This window comes from Amycolatopsis sp. NPDC089917 (assembly GCF_040684635.1).
Lineage (GTDB): Bacteria > Actinomycetota > Actinomycetes > Mycobacteriales > Pseudonocardiaceae > Amycolatopsis.
Genome location: NZ_JBFBGL010000004.1, coordinates 160,864 through 175,061, shown reverse-complemented (window position 1 = coordinate 175,061; position 14,198 = coordinate 160,864). Strand labels below are relative to the sequence as shown.

The 14,198-nt window shown below is 71.2% G+C and carries 10 protein-coding genes; 8 read left to right on the top strand and 2 right to left on the bottom strand.

Features of this window, described 5'->3' with window-relative positions:
• Positions 1 to 2: 2 nt before the first annotated feature.
• From AB0N89_RS05365 to gntA, 8 genes are all read left to right on the top strand, one after another.
• A complete protein-coding gene (locus AB0N89_RS05365) occupies positions 3 to 2,939 on the top strand; it encodes a type I polyketide synthase (protein ID WP_364200433.1) in 2,937 nt (978 codons plus the stop codon).
• Positions 2,936 to 3,781, top strand: a complete 846-nt coding sequence (locus AB0N89_RS05360; protein WP_364200431.1) for a 3-hydroxyacyl-CoA dehydrogenase NAD-binding domain-containing protein — start codon at positions 2,936 to 2,938, stop codon at positions 3,779 to 3,781. The genes AB0N89_RS05365 and AB0N89_RS05360 overlap by 4 nt, the downstream gene beginning before the upstream one ends.
• Positions 3,782 to 3,846: 65 nt before the next feature.
• Positions 3,847 to 4,098 (top strand): acyl carrier protein, encoded by a 252-nt coding sequence (locus AB0N89_RS05355; protein WP_005152895.1) that lies wholly within the window; start codon positions 3,847 to 3,849, stop codon positions 4,096 to 4,098.
• Between the two features lie 14 nt (positions 4,099 to 4,112).
• Complete coding sequence (locus AB0N89_RS05350) at positions 4,113 to 5,252, top strand: acyl-CoA dehydrogenase family protein (RefSeq protein WP_364200429.1); 1,140 nt, start codon at positions 4,113 to 4,115, stop codon at positions 5,250 to 5,252.
• The gene (locus AB0N89_RS05345; RefSeq protein WP_364200427.1) at positions 5,249 to 6,307 is read left to right on the top strand and encodes an HAD-IIIC family phosphatase; all 1,059 of its coding nucleotides are present in this window, start codon (positions 5,249 to 5,251) and stop codon (positions 6,305 to 6,307) included. Before AB0N89_RS05350 ends, AB0N89_RS05345 begins: the two co-directional genes overlap by 4 nt.
• Positions 6,304 to 7,050 carry a thioesterase domain-containing protein gene (locus AB0N89_RS05340; RefSeq protein ID WP_364200425.1) on the top strand — a complete coding sequence of 249 codons (747 nt, stop codon included), beginning with the start codon at positions 6,304 to 6,306 and terminating at the stop codon, positions 7,048 to 7,050. Before AB0N89_RS05345 ends, AB0N89_RS05340 begins: the two co-directional genes overlap by 4 nt.
• The gene (locus tag AB0N89_RS05335; RefSeq protein WP_364200423.1) at positions 7,047 to 7,805 is read left to right on the top strand and encodes a 4'-phosphopantetheinyl transferase superfamily protein; all 759 of its coding nucleotides are present in this window, start codon (positions 7,047 to 7,049) and stop codon (positions 7,803 to 7,805) included. The genes AB0N89_RS05340 and AB0N89_RS05335 overlap by 4 nt, the downstream gene beginning before the upstream one ends.
• Positions 7,802 to 8,506 (top strand): guanitoxin biosynthesis heme-dependent pre-guanitoxin N-hydroxylase GntA, encoded by a 705-nt coding sequence (gene gntA, locus AB0N89_RS05330; protein ID WP_005152883.1) that lies wholly within the window; start codon positions 7,802 to 7,804, stop codon positions 8,504 to 8,506. Before AB0N89_RS05335 ends, gntA begins: the two co-directional genes overlap by 4 nt.
• 141 nt (positions 8,507 to 8,647) lie before the next feature.
• Here the strand turns inward: gntA and AB0N89_RS05325 are convergent, their stop codons facing one another.
• Both AB0N89_RS05325 and AB0N89_RS05320 read right to left on the bottom strand, forming a co-directional pair.
• Entirely contained in the window at positions 8,648 to 11,038 is a 2,391-nt protein-coding gene (locus AB0N89_RS05325; protein WP_364200421.1) for a BTAD domain-containing putative transcriptional regulator, read from the bottom strand.
• A 208-nt stretch (positions 11,039 to 11,246) separates the two neighbouring features.
• The gene (locus AB0N89_RS05320; RefSeq protein WP_364200419.1) at positions 11,247 to 14,030 is read right to left on the bottom strand and encodes an AAA family ATPase; all 2,784 of its coding nucleotides are present in this window, start codon (positions 14,028 to 14,030) and stop codon (positions 11,247 to 11,249) included.
• Positions 14,031 to 14,198 lie beyond the last annotated feature (168 nt).

The following is a 14,198-nucleotide window of genomic DNA, read 5'->3' as shown; positions in this document are numbered from 1 at the left end:
CCATGACCACGCGAGAACGGGACACCGGCGACGACATCGCGATCGTCGGCATGGCCGGGAACTTCCCCGGCGCGCCCGACATCGGCAAGTTCTGGGCCGACCTGTGCGCCGGCCGCGACGGCATCACCCGGATGACCCGCGCCGAACTGCTCGCCGCGGGCGTCCCGGCCGAAGTGGCCGACGACCCCGCGTTCGTCCCCGCCGCGGGCCTCCTGCCCGGGATCGACCGTTTCGACGCCGGCTTCTTCGGCTACAACCGGACCGACGCCGAACTGCTCGACCCGCAGCACCGGCTGTTCCTCGAATGCGCGTGGCACGCGCTGGAGGACGCGGGCGTCGACCCGGACCGGATCGAGGGTCTCGCCGGGGTGTTCGCGGGCGGCGCCCCGAGCACCTACCTGCTGTCGAACCTGCTGTCCAACGACGTCACCGCGCTGACCGTCGGACCGGATCAGCTGATCCTGCAGAACGAGAAGGACCTGATCGCGTCCAGGCTGTCGTACGCGCTCGACCTGACCGGTCCGTCCGTCAGCGTCCAGAGCTGCAGCTCGACCGCGCTCGCCGCCGTCGCGCAGGGCTGCTCCAGCCTGCTCACCGGCGAGTCCGACCTCGTGGTCTCCGGCTCGGTTTCCGTTGTCGTGCCCCAGGAACCGGGCTACCTCTACCGCGAGGGCAGCCGGTTCGCGCCCGACGGGATCAACCGGATCCTCGACGCGGGAGCCAACGGCAAGGTCCCCGGCAACGGTCTCGGCGTCGTCGTGCTGCGGCGGCTGGAGGACGCGCTCGCCGACGGCGACCGGGTGTACGCGGTGATCCGCGGCTGGGCCATCCACCACGAGGGCAACCGCGCGCGGCAGGGATTCAACCTTCCGGGCGTACCCGGTCAGGCCGCCGTCGTCGCCGAGGCGATGGCCGCCGCCGACGTCGAACCCGGCGAGATCGACCACATCGAAGTGTCCACTTTGGGCACTCCGTTCGGCGACGTCGCCGAGATCTCGGCCCTGCAGAAGATCTTCGACGTCGACGACGTCGAGCGGATCACGCTCGGCTCGATCGACGCGAACCTCGGGCACATCAACCAGGCGGGCGGCATCGCCCGGCTGATCAAGGCCGCGCTGGCGCTGCACCACGAGAAACTCCCGCCCGCGGTCAACTTCGAGAAGCCCAACCCTCAGCTGGCCCACAGCGGCGACAAGCTCGTCGTGCAGACGGAACTGGGCGAGTGGCCACGCGGCGAGCGGCCCCGGCTGGCCGGGGTCAGCGCATATGGGTTCGGCGGCACCGACGCCCACGTCGTCATCGAGGAAGCGCCGGAGGACTGCCCGGAGCGTCCGGCCGCCCGGCCGCATCAGCTGCTCGCCTGGTCCGCGCGGACCCCCGAGGCGGCCGACGCGATGACCGGCAGGCTCGCCGCGGACCGTCCTGAGTGGACGGATCTCGCCGACGTCGCCTACACGCTGCACAACGGACGCAAGGCGTTCGAGCACCGGCGCATGACGGTCGCGTCCTCTGTGGACGACGCCGCCGAAGCGTTCTCGTCCGAGACCCGCGTGGCCGCCGAGGCGGACTCGAAGCCGCGGAAGGCCGGTTTCCTGCTGGCCGGGGTCGGCGAGCAGTACCGCGGCATGGCCGGCGGGCTGTACGACAGCGAGCCCGAGTTCAAGGCCGCCGTCGACGAATGCGCCGCGCTGTTCAAGACCCACCTCGGCACCGACCCGACGGCGAGCCTGCACGGTGACCGCGGTTCCGACGGCGGCGACGTGGCCCGACTGCTGGGCCGCGCCGCCGACGCCGAGGACGCGTCGCCGTCCGTCACCCAGCCCGCCGTGTTCACCCTCGGCTACGCGCTCGGGCGTCTCCTGCGCGCTTGGGGTCTCCAACCGTCCGTGCTCGCCGGGTACAGCGTCGGCGAGTTCGCCGCCGCGGCGCTCGCGGGCGCGCTCACGCTGGAGGAGGCCACCGCTTTGGTGGCTTTCCGCGCCAAGCTGATCGAAAAGCTGCCCGAAGGCTCGATGGCCGCGATCCCACTGGGCGCTCAAGAACTCACCGCGCTGGTGGGCGACGTGACCGCGTTCGGGGTCGACGTCGCCGCGGTGAACGGGCCGCGGATGATCGTCGTGTCCGGCGCGGGCGACGGTGTCGGGAAGCTGGCCGCCGCGCTCGCCGAACACGGCGTCCCCGCCCGGCCGCTGCGCACGACGCACGCCTTCCACTCACGGGCCCTGCGCCCGGCCGCCGCCGAACTGACCGCGTGGGCGCGGAAGAACCTCACGCCGCGCGAACCGGAAGTGCCGTACCTGTCCAACGTCACCGGCGCGCCGATCACCGCGAAGCAGCTCAACGATCCCGGTTACTGGGCCGAGCACATGTGCCGTCCCGTGCGGTTCGCCGCGATGATCGAGCATCTTGCCAGTACTTCCCCGGATACCGTGTTGCTGGAACTGGGAGCCGGGCAGTCGCTCGGCTCGATGTTCCGCGGCCACCCCGATTTCCCCCAGACTTCGTGGTCGCTGCTGGTACCCACCCTGCCCGGCGAGGCCGACCCCCGCCAGGACACGGCCGTGCTCACCGAAGCGCTCGGCCGGGCCTGGCTGTCCGGGGCGGACATCGACTGGCGGGCCTATCACGACGGCCGTGACCCGCGGAAGACCACGTTGCCCGGTTATCCGTTCCAGCGCGACCGCTACTGGATCGAGCCGACCGAAGCCGCCGCCGACGTCGCCCTCGGCGCCCGGTCGACCCGGCCGGTCTACCTGATCGAAGGCGAACTCGACGTCACCGCCCGGGACCTGGCCGCCCGGCTGGGCGCCGAGCTGGACGCGACCGTCGTGTTCGCCGAAGAGCACCCCGGCGGCGCCGACGCGGTGCGGGCCGCCCACGGCCGGCTCGACGGCGTGCTGGACCTGACCACGAGCAACGCAGCCAAGGAGGAACGATGACCCTCGTCGGAGTCGTCGGCGCCGGTGTGATGGGCACCGGGGTCGCGCAGAATCTCGCCACCAGCGGGCACGAGGCCGTGCTCATCGACGTCGACCCCGGCAAGCTGGCCGACGCCCGCGACCGGATCGAGCTCGAATGCCGGATGAGCCGCATGCTCGGCGGGCCGGAGATCGACGCGGCCGAGGTGCTGGGCCGGATCACCTTCGGCGCCGAGCTCGACCTCCTCGCCGAGGCCGAGGTGGTGATCGAGAACATCACCGAGAACTGGGACCTCAAGTCCCGCCTCTACCCGAAACTCGACGAGGCCTGCAAGGCCGACACCGTGTTCGTCGTCAACACCTCCGCCATCCCGATCACCAAGGTCGCCGCGCTCACCCGGCGCCAGGACAAGGTGATGGGCGTCCACTTCATGAACCCCGTCCCGATGAAGCCGTCGTGCGAGTTCATCCCCGGCTACCACACCAGCGAGTCCACCAAGGACATCGTGCGCGAGCTGCTGCTGTCGATGGGGAAGAAGCCGATCCCGGTCAACGACGCCTCCGGGTTCGTCTCCAACCGCGTGCTCATGCTGACGGTCAACGAGGCCGCTTTCCTCGTCCACGAAGGGGTCGCGGACGCGGAGACGGTCGACGAGGTGTTCCGCGGCTGCTTCGGGCACCCGATGGGCCCGCTCGAGACCGCCGACCTGATCGGCGTCGACACGATCCTGTACAGCGTCGAGGTGCTCTACGACGAGTTCAACGACAGCAAGTACCGCCCCTGCCCGCTGCTCAAGCAGATGACCGCGGCCGGCCTGCACGGCCGCAAGAGCGGCAAGGGTTTCTACAACTACAGCGGCTGACCCACGACCACCTTGACCCAGCGCGCCACCCACGCCTTACCACCTAAGCGAGAGAGGCATCCACCATGTCGCAGGACGTCCGCGGCGAGATCCGCGCCTTCATCGGGGCGAAGTTCCCCAGCCTGTCGTTCACCGACGAACAGGACATCTTCGCACTGGGTTTCGTGAACTCCCTGTTCGCGATGGAGCTGGTCATGTTCATCGAGAAGGCGTTCGCCACGCGGATCCCGAACGAGGAGCTGAAGCTGGACAACTTCCGCACCGTCACGCGGATGACCGAGCTGGTCGAGCGGCGTACCGCCGCGGCCGCGCACTGAACGGAGAGCACGACGTGAGGGCGAGGACACGGCCCGAAACGCCTGAGGTCGAGGTGGTCGGGCGTTTCGTCGACGAGGAGGTCGGCCCGCACGCGGACGCGTGGGACCGGGCCGAGCACATCCCCGGTGACGTGCTGCGGCGGGTGGGGGAGCTGGGACTGTGGGCCCCGTTCCTCCCCGCCGAAGCGGGCGGCGCCGGGCTGGACATGGTCACCCTCGGGCGGTTGCACGAGGAGGTCGGCCGCGGGTGTTCGTCGCTGCGGAGCCTGCTCACCGTGCACACCATGGTGACCGCGACGGTGCAGCGCTGGGGCGACGACGAACAGCGCGAGCGCTGGCTGCCCGCCCTGTCCGAAGGCACGACGCTGGGCTCCTTCTGTTTGACCGAACCGGATCACAGCGGCAGCGACTCGACCGCGGCGGGGACCGAGGCGGTCGCCGAGAACGGCGTCTGGACCCTGCGGGGACGCAAGACCTGGATCACCGGCGGCCAGGTCGCCGGGCTGCTGCTGGTGTTCGCCGGCACGGCGACCGGGATGAGCGCGTTCCTGGTGCCCTCGGACCACCCGGGGGTCCGGGTGACCCCGGTCCGGCACATGCTCGGCACCACCGCGAGCATGCTGGCGACCATCGAGTTCGACGACGTCCGGCTCGACCCGACCGCGCTGGTCGGGCCGCCGGGCTGGGCCGCGGGCACGGTGATGACCGGCGCGCTCGACCTCGGGCGCTACAGCGTGGCGTGCGGTTCGGTCGGGATCGTGCGGGCGGCGCTGGCCGCGTCGGCCGCCTACACCTCGGCGCGTTCGGCGGGTGGCGGGCTGCTGCGGGATCTGCCGCAGATCCGCGCCAAGATCAGCGAAATGGTCACCGCCCGCGAGGCCGCGCGCCTGCTGTGCGAGAAGGCCGGACGGCTCAAGGACGCGGGCGACCCGGCGACCATCATGGCGACCTGGGTGGCCAAGTACTTCGCGTCCACGGCCGCGGCCACGGCGGCTTCGGACGCGGTCCAGATCCACGGCGCGAACGGCTGCGGCCCGGACTACCCGGTGGCGCGGCTGTACCGCGACGCGAAAGTCATGGAGATCATCGAGGGCAGCACCCAGATCCAGGAGCTGACCATCGCGGACGAGGCGTACCGGGAGGTGGCGGGATGATCAGCGACAGCACAGTACTGGAGAAACCCAAGCGGGGCCGCATCAAATGCGTGGTGTGGGACCTGGACAACACGGTGTGGGACGGCACCCTGCTGGAGGACGGCGAGGTCACCGTGCGCCCCGAGGTGGTCGCGCAGATCAAGCGGCTCGACGAGCTGGGCATCCTGCATTCGGTGGCCAGCCGCAACGATCACGAAGCGGCGATGGCGCGGCTGAAGGCGGCCGGTCTCGACGAGTACTTCCTGTACCCGCAGATCAGCTGGAACCCCAAATCCGGTTCGGTGGAACGGATCGCGAAGGCGCTCAACATCGGCCTGGACGCGATCGCGTTCGTCGACGACCAGCCGTTCGAACTGGAAGAGGTCGCGCACGCGCTGCCGACGGTCAAGACCGTCGACGTGGCGAAGCTGGGGGAGACCCTGGCGTCGGAGGAGTTCCGGCCCAAGTTCGTCACCGACGAGTCGCGGGTGCGCCGTGACCTCTACCGCGCGGCCGCAGTACGGGAGCAGGTCGAACAGGACCACGAGGGCACCAGTGAGGAATTCCTGTCCACTTTGGACATGAAGTTCACGATCGCCCGCGCGCAGCGGGAGGACCTCCAGCGGGCCGAGGAACTGACCGTCCGCACCAACCAGCTCAACTCCACCGGCCGCACCTACTCCTACGACGAACTGGACGAGCTGCGGACCTCGCCCGATCACGTGCTGCTCGTCGCGTCCCTTTCGGACAAGTACGGCGGCTACGGCAAGATCGGTCTCGCGCTGGCCGAACGCGGCACGGAGGCCTGGCATCTGCGGATGATGCTGATGTCGTGCCGCGTGATGTCGCGCGGCGTCGGCACGGTCCTGCTCAACCACATTATGGGGCTGGCTAAGGAGGACGGCGCGAAGCTGCGCGCGGACTTCGTCGAGACCGGGCGCAACCGGGTCATGTACGTGACCTACGCCTTCGCGGGGTTCTCCGAGATCTCGCGCGAGGACAACCGCCTCGTCCTGGAATCCGACCTGAGCACGATCCAGCCCCCACCGCCGTATCTGACGATGGAGCTGCGATGACCGCACCGATCACGGCGCGGCCCTGGCTGCCCGGCGGGATCCCGCCGGGCGGCGCGACCAGGCTGTTCTGCTTCCCGCACGCGGGAGCGAGCGCGGCCGTCTACCGGGAGTGGGTCACCGCGGCCGTCGGCGACCTGGTCGTCCTGCCGGTCCAGCTGCCCGGCCGGGCCGAACGCGGCCGCGAGACGCCGCACGCCGACGTCGAAAGCCTGGTCGAGGCGGCCATCGACGGCCTCGGCGACGCGCTGACCGGGGATTTCGCGTTCTTCGGGCACAGCGTCGGCGCCCTGACCGCGTACCTGCTCACCCGCAGGCTCGCCGAACGCGGCGCCACACTGCCGAAGCACCTGTTCGTGTCGGGAAGGGCGGCGCCGCAGCTGCCCGACACCCGGCTCCAGCTACGGGACCTGCCGGACGAGAAGCTCGCCGCCGAACTCCACGCCCTCGGCGGGCTGCCGGACGTCCTGCGGCGCGAACGGGAACTGCTGGCGATGTTCCTGCCGCTGATGCGGGCCGACCTGGCGGTCAACGAGACCTACCGGCACGTGCCGGGGGAGCGGTTGCCGGTTCCGCTGACCGTGTTCGGCGGAGATCGCGACCCGCGGGCCGATCTGGACGAACTCGCGGCGTGGCTCGAACTCGCCGCCGACTCGACGATGGTCACCTACCCGGGCGGGCACTTCTACCTCGAACAGCGCGTACCGGAGCTGCTCGCGGTGATCCAGCGGAAACTGCGCCGATGACCACGCAGTGGTTCTCGGCCTGGAAACAGCCGTCGGGCGCACTGGGCGAACGGCTTCGCCCCGGCCGGGACGCGCACGTGTGGCGGATCCCCCTCACTCGCGTGCTCGCCCCGGGCTCGGCCGACGTCTACGGCCTGCTCGGCGCGCTGTCGGAAGACGAGCTGCGCCGGGCGGCAGCCATCACGGTGGACGAGGAACGAGCCCGATTCCTGGCCTCACACGTCGCTTTGCGCGACATCCTCGCCTCCTACCCGGGCGTCGCCCCGTCGTCGTTGCGGTTCACGCGCGACGGCGATCGCCCGGCGCTGGCCGGTGAGACGGGGATCGAGTTCAGCCTGTCCCGCTCCGGTGCGCTGGCGCTGGTCGCGGTCACGTCCGGCGTCCGGGTCGGCGTGGACGTCGAAGAGGTCCGCGAGGTCGACCACGACGGCCTGGCCGCGCGGACGCTGCGTCCGGAGGAGGCGGCCGCCGTGCGCGAGCCGCTGACCTTCTTCCGATACTGGACCTGCAAGGAGGCCTATCTCAAGGTCGACGGCACCGGCCTCGCCGGATTGCCGGGCCCCTCGTTCACCCTCACCGGCGGCGACGTCGTCTTCGACGACCGTCCTGAGTGGACGATCACGGAACTGGACGCCGGCGCCGGCCACGCGGCCGCGCTGGCCGTCCCGGCGCGCCCGGTCACCGTGCGCGCCTTCGACTGGCTTCCCGGCAGGCGGCGCGCGGCCGGGGAGCACCGGAAAGGCGGAGTGAAATGAGCGACCCGAAAGCGGAGCTCGAAGCGTTCATCCAGACCACGGAGTTCAGCTGCCTCGGCGCTCGCGCGGCGTTGAAGAAGGGCTCGATCGTCCACGGCCACTACCCGGCGCTGGGGGACCCGGAGTCGGCGCGTGCCCACTACCGCGACATGCTCGGCTATGCCCGCGGCATCCGGTCCACCTTGTCGGACAAGAGTTTCCGCACGTTCGTGTCCACGTTCGAGGAACCCGGCGGGGTTCTCGACGAGGAAGAGTACGAACGCCTGCTGTGGCGCCATCTCCAGCTCATCCACGACATCGACAGCCGCACCTACGGCCTCGACGAGGGTGCCACCTCGGACCCCGGCGAACCTAACTTCGGCTTCCACGTCGCGGGTCATTCGTTCTTCGTCGTCGGCATGCACCCGGGCTCTTCCCGGGCGAGCCGCCGGTTCTCCCGGCCGGCGATCGCGTTCAACTCGCTGATGCAGTTCATGCTGCTGGGGGACAAGTTCTTCTCGATGCAGGACGCGATCCGCAAACGCGAGACGACGAACAACGGCTCGGTCAACCCGAGCTTCACCACCTACGAGTACCAGATGCCGTCCCGCCACTTCTCCGGGCGGATGACCGAAGAGGACTGGAAGTGCCCGTTCACCTCGCGGCACGAGCCTTCGTCGGTCAAGTACACCTCGGACGTGATGCAGCGCCCCACCGGCTGATCCCGGTCGCGCCGTCAGCCCCCGGCCGCTTCGGCGACCGGGGGCTTTTCGTTGTGCCAGGCAGTAATCGAATGGTCCGTGAAGGCCTCCTTGAGGGACCCAGAGTCCCTCAAGGAGGCCTTCACGGACCGGACCAGCGAGTCAGGCGAAGGCTTCGACGCGGCGCGGGACCGGGCGGCGGAGCAGCGCGGTGCGGGTCGCGCGCGGGATCCGCTGGTAGACCAGCTCCCGCAAAGTCGCGCGGCGGAACGTGTAACCGGCGTCGTCGTCCTCGCGGCGCAGCACCGAGAGGCTCGCGAGCCGGGAAAGGGTCCCTTCGATCTCGGCGGTGTCCCGGCCGCAGACCGCGGCGACGTCCTCCGCGGTGAACGCGTCCCCGGTGAGGCTGGCCGCCTTCAGGAGGGACTTCTCGGCGGCGGGCAGGTTGTCCAGCTGAGCGGCGAGCGTCCGGCGGACCAGCGGGGGCGTCATCGCCTGGCCCAGTCCCGGAAACGGGGTGGTCTTGCCGTGCACCCCCTGGGCGTACGCGTGCGCGAAGCGGGGGTTCCCGCCGATCCGGCCGATCAGTTCCTGCCTGCCGCGGATGAGCCGGGCGGTGCCGGGCAACAGCTTGTCGAGCAGTTTGCCGACGGCGTCGTCGGAAAGCGGGGCGAGACTGACCGTCGTCCCGCAGCGTTCGCCGCTTTCCGCCTCCAGCAGCCCGGGCCGGGCGGACGCGACGATCAGGACCGGCAGCCCCGCGCAGGCTTCCCCGAGCCTGTCGACGGTGTCGCGGGTTTCGAGATCGGCGCGGTGCAGATCGTCGGCCAGCACCACCAGCGGCCCGAAAGCGGTCAGTTCGCCGGCGGCGGCCCGGAGTGCCGAGTCGCCGCCCTCGGTCCGCAGCCGCGAGGCGGTCTGGGGAAGCAGTCCCGGGACGACGGCGAAGGCTTCGGCGACGTCGGCACCGGCGTCCAGCACCCGGATCCGGGGCTGCTCGGACAGGGTCTCGGCGAACTCGGCGAGCAGCCGCGTCTTGCCGATCCCGGGCTCGCCCAGCACCGTGACCCGGTGCGGGCGGCCGCCGCGCTCGACGAAACCGAGAAGATGGCTCAGCAGATCGAGATCGTGCTCACGGCCGACGAAGCTGCCCGGGTCGGCGGGCTCCGCGACCGGATGCTGGCGGACGGAAACCGCGTGCCACCAACCAGGTGAGTCCTCCGACGCCTCGTGCACCACGGTGGGCTCGGAGGCCTCGCGGACCGCGTCCGACACCCGGACCCGGCCTTCGGGCGCGCGCAGCGCCGAGCGGACACAGCGGTCGAGCACGGGGCCCGCCACCTGGCCGGGACCGGCGGCGGTGAACTCGACGAGGACATCGCCGCTGTCGACGCCGATCTGGGTGGCGATCCCGGCCGTGGCCAGCCGGTCGTGGATCCGCAACGCGGTCCGGGTCGCGTGGACGGCGTCGTCGTCATCGGTGCGGGGGAGACCGAACAGGGCCAGCACGACCGGTCCTGATTCGCCGGGCAGGTGCGCACCGGAGGCGAGAGCCTCTTCCTCGACGACGGTCCGCAGCCGCGCCTGCACCTCGACGGCCTCTTCGGGATCGTCGTCCGGGGTGGCGGCGAGGGCGACACCGATCGCGACGACCGGCTTCCGCTCACTCTCGACGGGCTCCGTGCGGGGCAGGGCGATCACAGGGGCGGGCGTGAACGACAGCGGCTCGGCCACCGGGGCGGGCGCGGCCGCCGGCTCGGGGGCGGGCCGCGGCGCCGGGTCCGGACGCCGGGTGAGCAGGGCTTCGTCGTGCTGGAGGATCGCGCGTTCCAGCTCGCGCAGCTCCTTGCCCGGCTCCAGGCCGAGGCCCTCGGCGAGGCTGGCCCGCGTCGCGCGGTAGACCTCGAGGGCGTCGACGTGGCGGCCGCAGCGGTAGAGCGCGGTCATCAGCTGGGCGTTGAGCCGCTCGCGGTTCGGGTTGGCCTCCGCCATCCCGCGCAGGTCGGTGAGCACCTCGTGGTGGTGGCCCCGGTCCAGTTCGAGCCCGAAGAGATCCTCGTGGACGGCGATCCGCTGGTCCTCCAGCGCGACCAGCTCGGGCCACACGACACCGGTCTCGGTGAGGTCGGCGAGCACCGGACCGCGCCACAGTGCGAGAGCGTCACGGTAGGCCGAGACGGCCTGCTCGACGTCGCCGCCCGCCTGCGCGGTGCGGCCTTCGGCGGCGAGCCGCCGGAAGCGGGACACGTCGACCTGGTCGCTGTCGACGCGCAGCAGGTAACCGGGGGCGTGAGTGAGCAGCATGGCCTGCTCGGCGGCGCCGGTGCGCTGGGCCAGCGTGGCGCGCAGTCCCGAAACGGCGTTCTGCACCATCTTGCGGGCGGTGGCGGGGATCTCGTCCGCCCAGATCGCCTGGAGCAGGGTGCTGGTGGCGATGACCTCGTTGTGGCGCAACAGGAGATAGGCGAGCACCGCCCGCTGGGTCGCCCCGCGCAGCACGACCGGACGTCCGTCGTGCACGACGTTGAAGGGGCCGAGGAGATCGAAACGCACGGGGTCACCACCTTGTTCGGGACTTGCGAAGACGATCTCCACCGTGGCCCCGGACCCCGCCTCCCGACAACGCTGTGGCGCGGATACTGGCTCGGTGCCAGTGGCACCCGAGAACGATGCCAGTTACCGCCCGATGTGTTGACTGTGGACGTCCCCACTGCTAGACGCGCGCGGCCCCTCACGCGTTTGGTCCTCTGAACGCGTGGGGTCAGGTGCGGTATTCGCCGGTCAGGATGCCCGCCGCGAGTTCCACGCGGGACGTGTACCCGGTCCGGGAGAACAGCCTGCTGAGCCTGCCTTCGACGCTCTTCTCGCTGGTTTCGAGGACGACCGCCAGCTGCCGGTTGGTGAGGCCTTCGGCGACCAGGATCGCCAGCAGCCGTTCGTTCTCGGCGGTCGTCTCCGTCCGGCCGGGCCCGGCCAAGCCGTTGTCGCGCAACAGTTTCCGTACCTTGCCGCGCCAGAACCAAGCGCCGACCTCGCCGAACAGTTCGTACGCCTCGGTCCACGACTGCTCCGGCCGGTGTCCGGCGAGGCCCGCGTGCAGGAGCGTCATCGCCGACTCGTATGGGACGTCCCGGCGTTCGCGGGCGATGGTCGCGGCGCGGCGGGCGGCGGCGGGCTCGCGGTGGACCACCGCACGGGCCAGGTGGTGGTTCTGGTGCGCGCGGGCGGTGTCGAGCTGGGTGGCGGTGCGCGCCGCGCGCCGGACCCAGTGCTCGCCTTCGCGCTGCTTGTTCCGCGCCAGCGCGGAGCGCGCGAGGTCGGCCCAGAGGTCTTCGGTGCCCAGGACGTAGCCGCCCGCGTCGGCGTTGCGCGCGGCCGAGTACAGCAAGGCGTCGGCGCCTTCGGTGTCGCCGAGCTTGCTGAGCACGGTGAACTCGGCGTGATCGATCGTGTGCCGCATCCCGGGCTGACGGCTGTCGGCGGCGAGCGCCCTGGCCCTGGCGAGCCAGCCCTGCGCGCCGAGGATCTGGATCGCGCACTGGGTCAGCAGGAAATGCAGTGGCCGCGCCGGATCGGTGCCGCCCAGCATCGTCCGGCGGGCCAGTTCCATCGCCTCAGGCCAGTCCCCGCCCAGGTAGTTCAGCGCGAACCGGTTCGCCACGGGCAGCTCGCTCACGACCAGGCCGGACTCGCTGATCCGCTGCCGTACTTGCCGGAGTTCGCCCAGCTGCAACAGCATTTCCACTTCGAACCGGCGCTGTTCGACCTCGTACTGCGGCAGATGCGCCGACCGCCACAGCTCCGGATGCGCCACGAGGGTGTGCAGCTGGGACGTGTCGCCGAGCACGACGCCGCAGGCCGCCAGGAACATCGTGCCGAAATCGGCGGTGATGTGGTTGCTGCCGGTCCACACCGCGCGTTCCCGTTCGAGCAGGTCGCGCGTTTCGATCCAGCGATGGCTCAGCAGCAGGGCGTACGCCCGGTTGATCACCATCAAGGCGGGATCGTCCGGCAACACCGGTGACGCGCCCGCGGCGATCTCGGCGAGCTCACCGAGATCCTTGCGGGCGGCGAGCCCGGAGATGAACACGGTCGACAGCTCCTGCGCCTGCGCCGGTTCGAGGTGGGCGAGGTGTTTGCAGAGCACCTGCCGCGCGCAGTCCCCGGCCTCGGCCGCGCGGTAGTGCAGGGCCTTGGCCGAGCTCAGCAGCATCAGCACGACCGTCCGCTCGGGTGGTTCGGTCACCCAGGACAACGTCGCGTGCAGCCAGCGTTCCGCCTTCGCCCCGTCGGTGAACAGGACGCGCTCGCCGTTCGCGAGGAGCTCGGCCGACGCGCGGCGCGTGTCGACCAGCGATCCGGCCTGGGTGATCCAGTCGAGCACCAGATCCGGATCGGAGACGGACGCTCTCCCCGACCACACGGCGTGGACCGCCTGTGCGGCCAGGCTGCGTGTGGCGTGCGGGCCGATGCCGGTCAGCAGGGCGTCCCGGACGGCGGGGACCCGGAAACGGTGCCCGCCGTCCCGGTCCCGCACCAGGACCCGTTCGGCGACGAGCCTGTCCAGCACCGCGCGGAGGTCGGCCTCCCGCCACCCGAGCGCGGTCGCGGCCAGCCCGGGGGCCGACGTGCCGAGCGGGCCGAGTGCCGCCATCGTCTCGGCCACCTCGCGCACGCCGCCGCCCGCCTCGGTCACCGCCCGCAGGAGCGGATGGTCCTCGGTGGCCACCGGCTGGTCGATCCGGTCGACGCGGTAGGCGGTGCGGTCGACGATCCGCAGGGCACCGGCGGACCGGTAGCCGTGTACGAGCGCGGTCAGCGCGGCGGGGTTGCCCCGGGCCGCGGTGTGCAGTTCGGTCACCAGGCCGTCGTTCGGCAGGGCGGAGACCAGTCCCGTCAGCAGCGACCGCGACTGGGCCCGTGAGAGCGGCCGGAGGAACCGCAGCTTCGCGTTCCCGCTCGCCCGCAGCCTGCCGAACGCGCCGAGCAGTGCGGGACTCCCGGACAGGTCGTCCCCCGCGCCGGTCCGCAGCGTCGCGACCACGCTGATCGACGTCTCGGCCGAACACCGGTGCAGGAGCGGGCTCACCAGCCGGGCCGTGTGCTCGTCGAGCCACTGCGCGTCGTCGACCAGGATCACCAGCGGGGTCTGCGTGCGCAGCAGGGCGAACACGGCCGTCGCGATCTTCGCGACGGTCTCCGGGGTCGGCATGGTCTCGCCCGCCCTGGCGAGCATGGCCAGCACGGATCGCCGCGCGGGCTCCTCCTCGGCCCGGTCCGCGCCGAGGAGGACGAGCAGCCGGAAGATCGCGCCGTAGGGGAGTGACCGGTCGAGTTCGGCCAGCCGCAGCACCAGCACCTTGGCCGACGGGGTGAGTTCTTCGGTGAGCCTGTCGAGCACCGTGCCGCGGCCGCAGCCTGGCTCGCCCGCGAGCACCGTCAGCGGGGTCGCGCCGGGTCCGGCGTCGTCCCTCAGGACCCTGACCTCCTCGGTACGGACATCGGCCCGCAGTCCCGTCCCGGCGCCCGGGTGCCTGGTGCTCATGCGCCCAGTTCACCAGGACGGAGCCCGGCTGGCCGTCACCCAACCGTATGAACCGTGCCGTCGATGCCGTCCCCGGCGACCAGTGACCGGTAATTCGTGCCGGGTACCGGCGGTTCTCCGGCCGTCGACAAACCGGCCGGTATGCTGAAAGCCCGCACGAGAAGGAGC

Excerpts from the sequence above, each read along its gene's own strand:
- AB0N89_RS05365 (WP_364200433.1), top strand. The coding sequence starts at position 3 with ATGACCACGCGAGAACGGGACACCGGCGACGACATCGCGATCGTCGGC.
- AB0N89_RS05360 (WP_364200431.1), top strand. The coding sequence starts at position 2,936 with ATGACCCTCGTCGGAGTCGTCGGCGCCGGTGTGATGGGCACCGGGGTC.
- AB0N89_RS05355 (WP_005152895.1), top strand. The coding sequence starts at position 3,847 with ATGTCGCAGGACGTCCGCGGCGAGATCCGCGCCTTCATCGGGGCGAAG.
- AB0N89_RS05345 (WP_364200427.1), top strand. The coding sequence starts at position 5,249 with ATGATCAGCGACAGCACAGTACTGGAGAAACCCAAGCGGGGCCGCATC.
- AB0N89_RS05340 (WP_364200425.1), top strand. The coding sequence starts at position 6,304 with ATGACCGCACCGATCACGGCGCGGCCCTGGCTGCCCGGCGGGATCCCG.
- AB0N89_RS05335 (WP_364200423.1), top strand. The coding sequence starts at position 7,047 with ATGACCACGCAGTGGTTCTCGGCCTGGAAACAGCCGTCGGGCGCACTG.
- gntA (WP_005152883.1), top strand. The coding sequence starts at position 7,802 with ATGAGCGACCCGAAAGCGGAGCTCGAAGCGTTCATCCAGACCACGGAG.
- AB0N89_RS05320 (WP_364200419.1), bottom strand. The coding sequence starts at position 14,030 with ATGAGCACCAGGCACCCGGGCGCCGGGACGGGACTGCGGGCCGATGTC.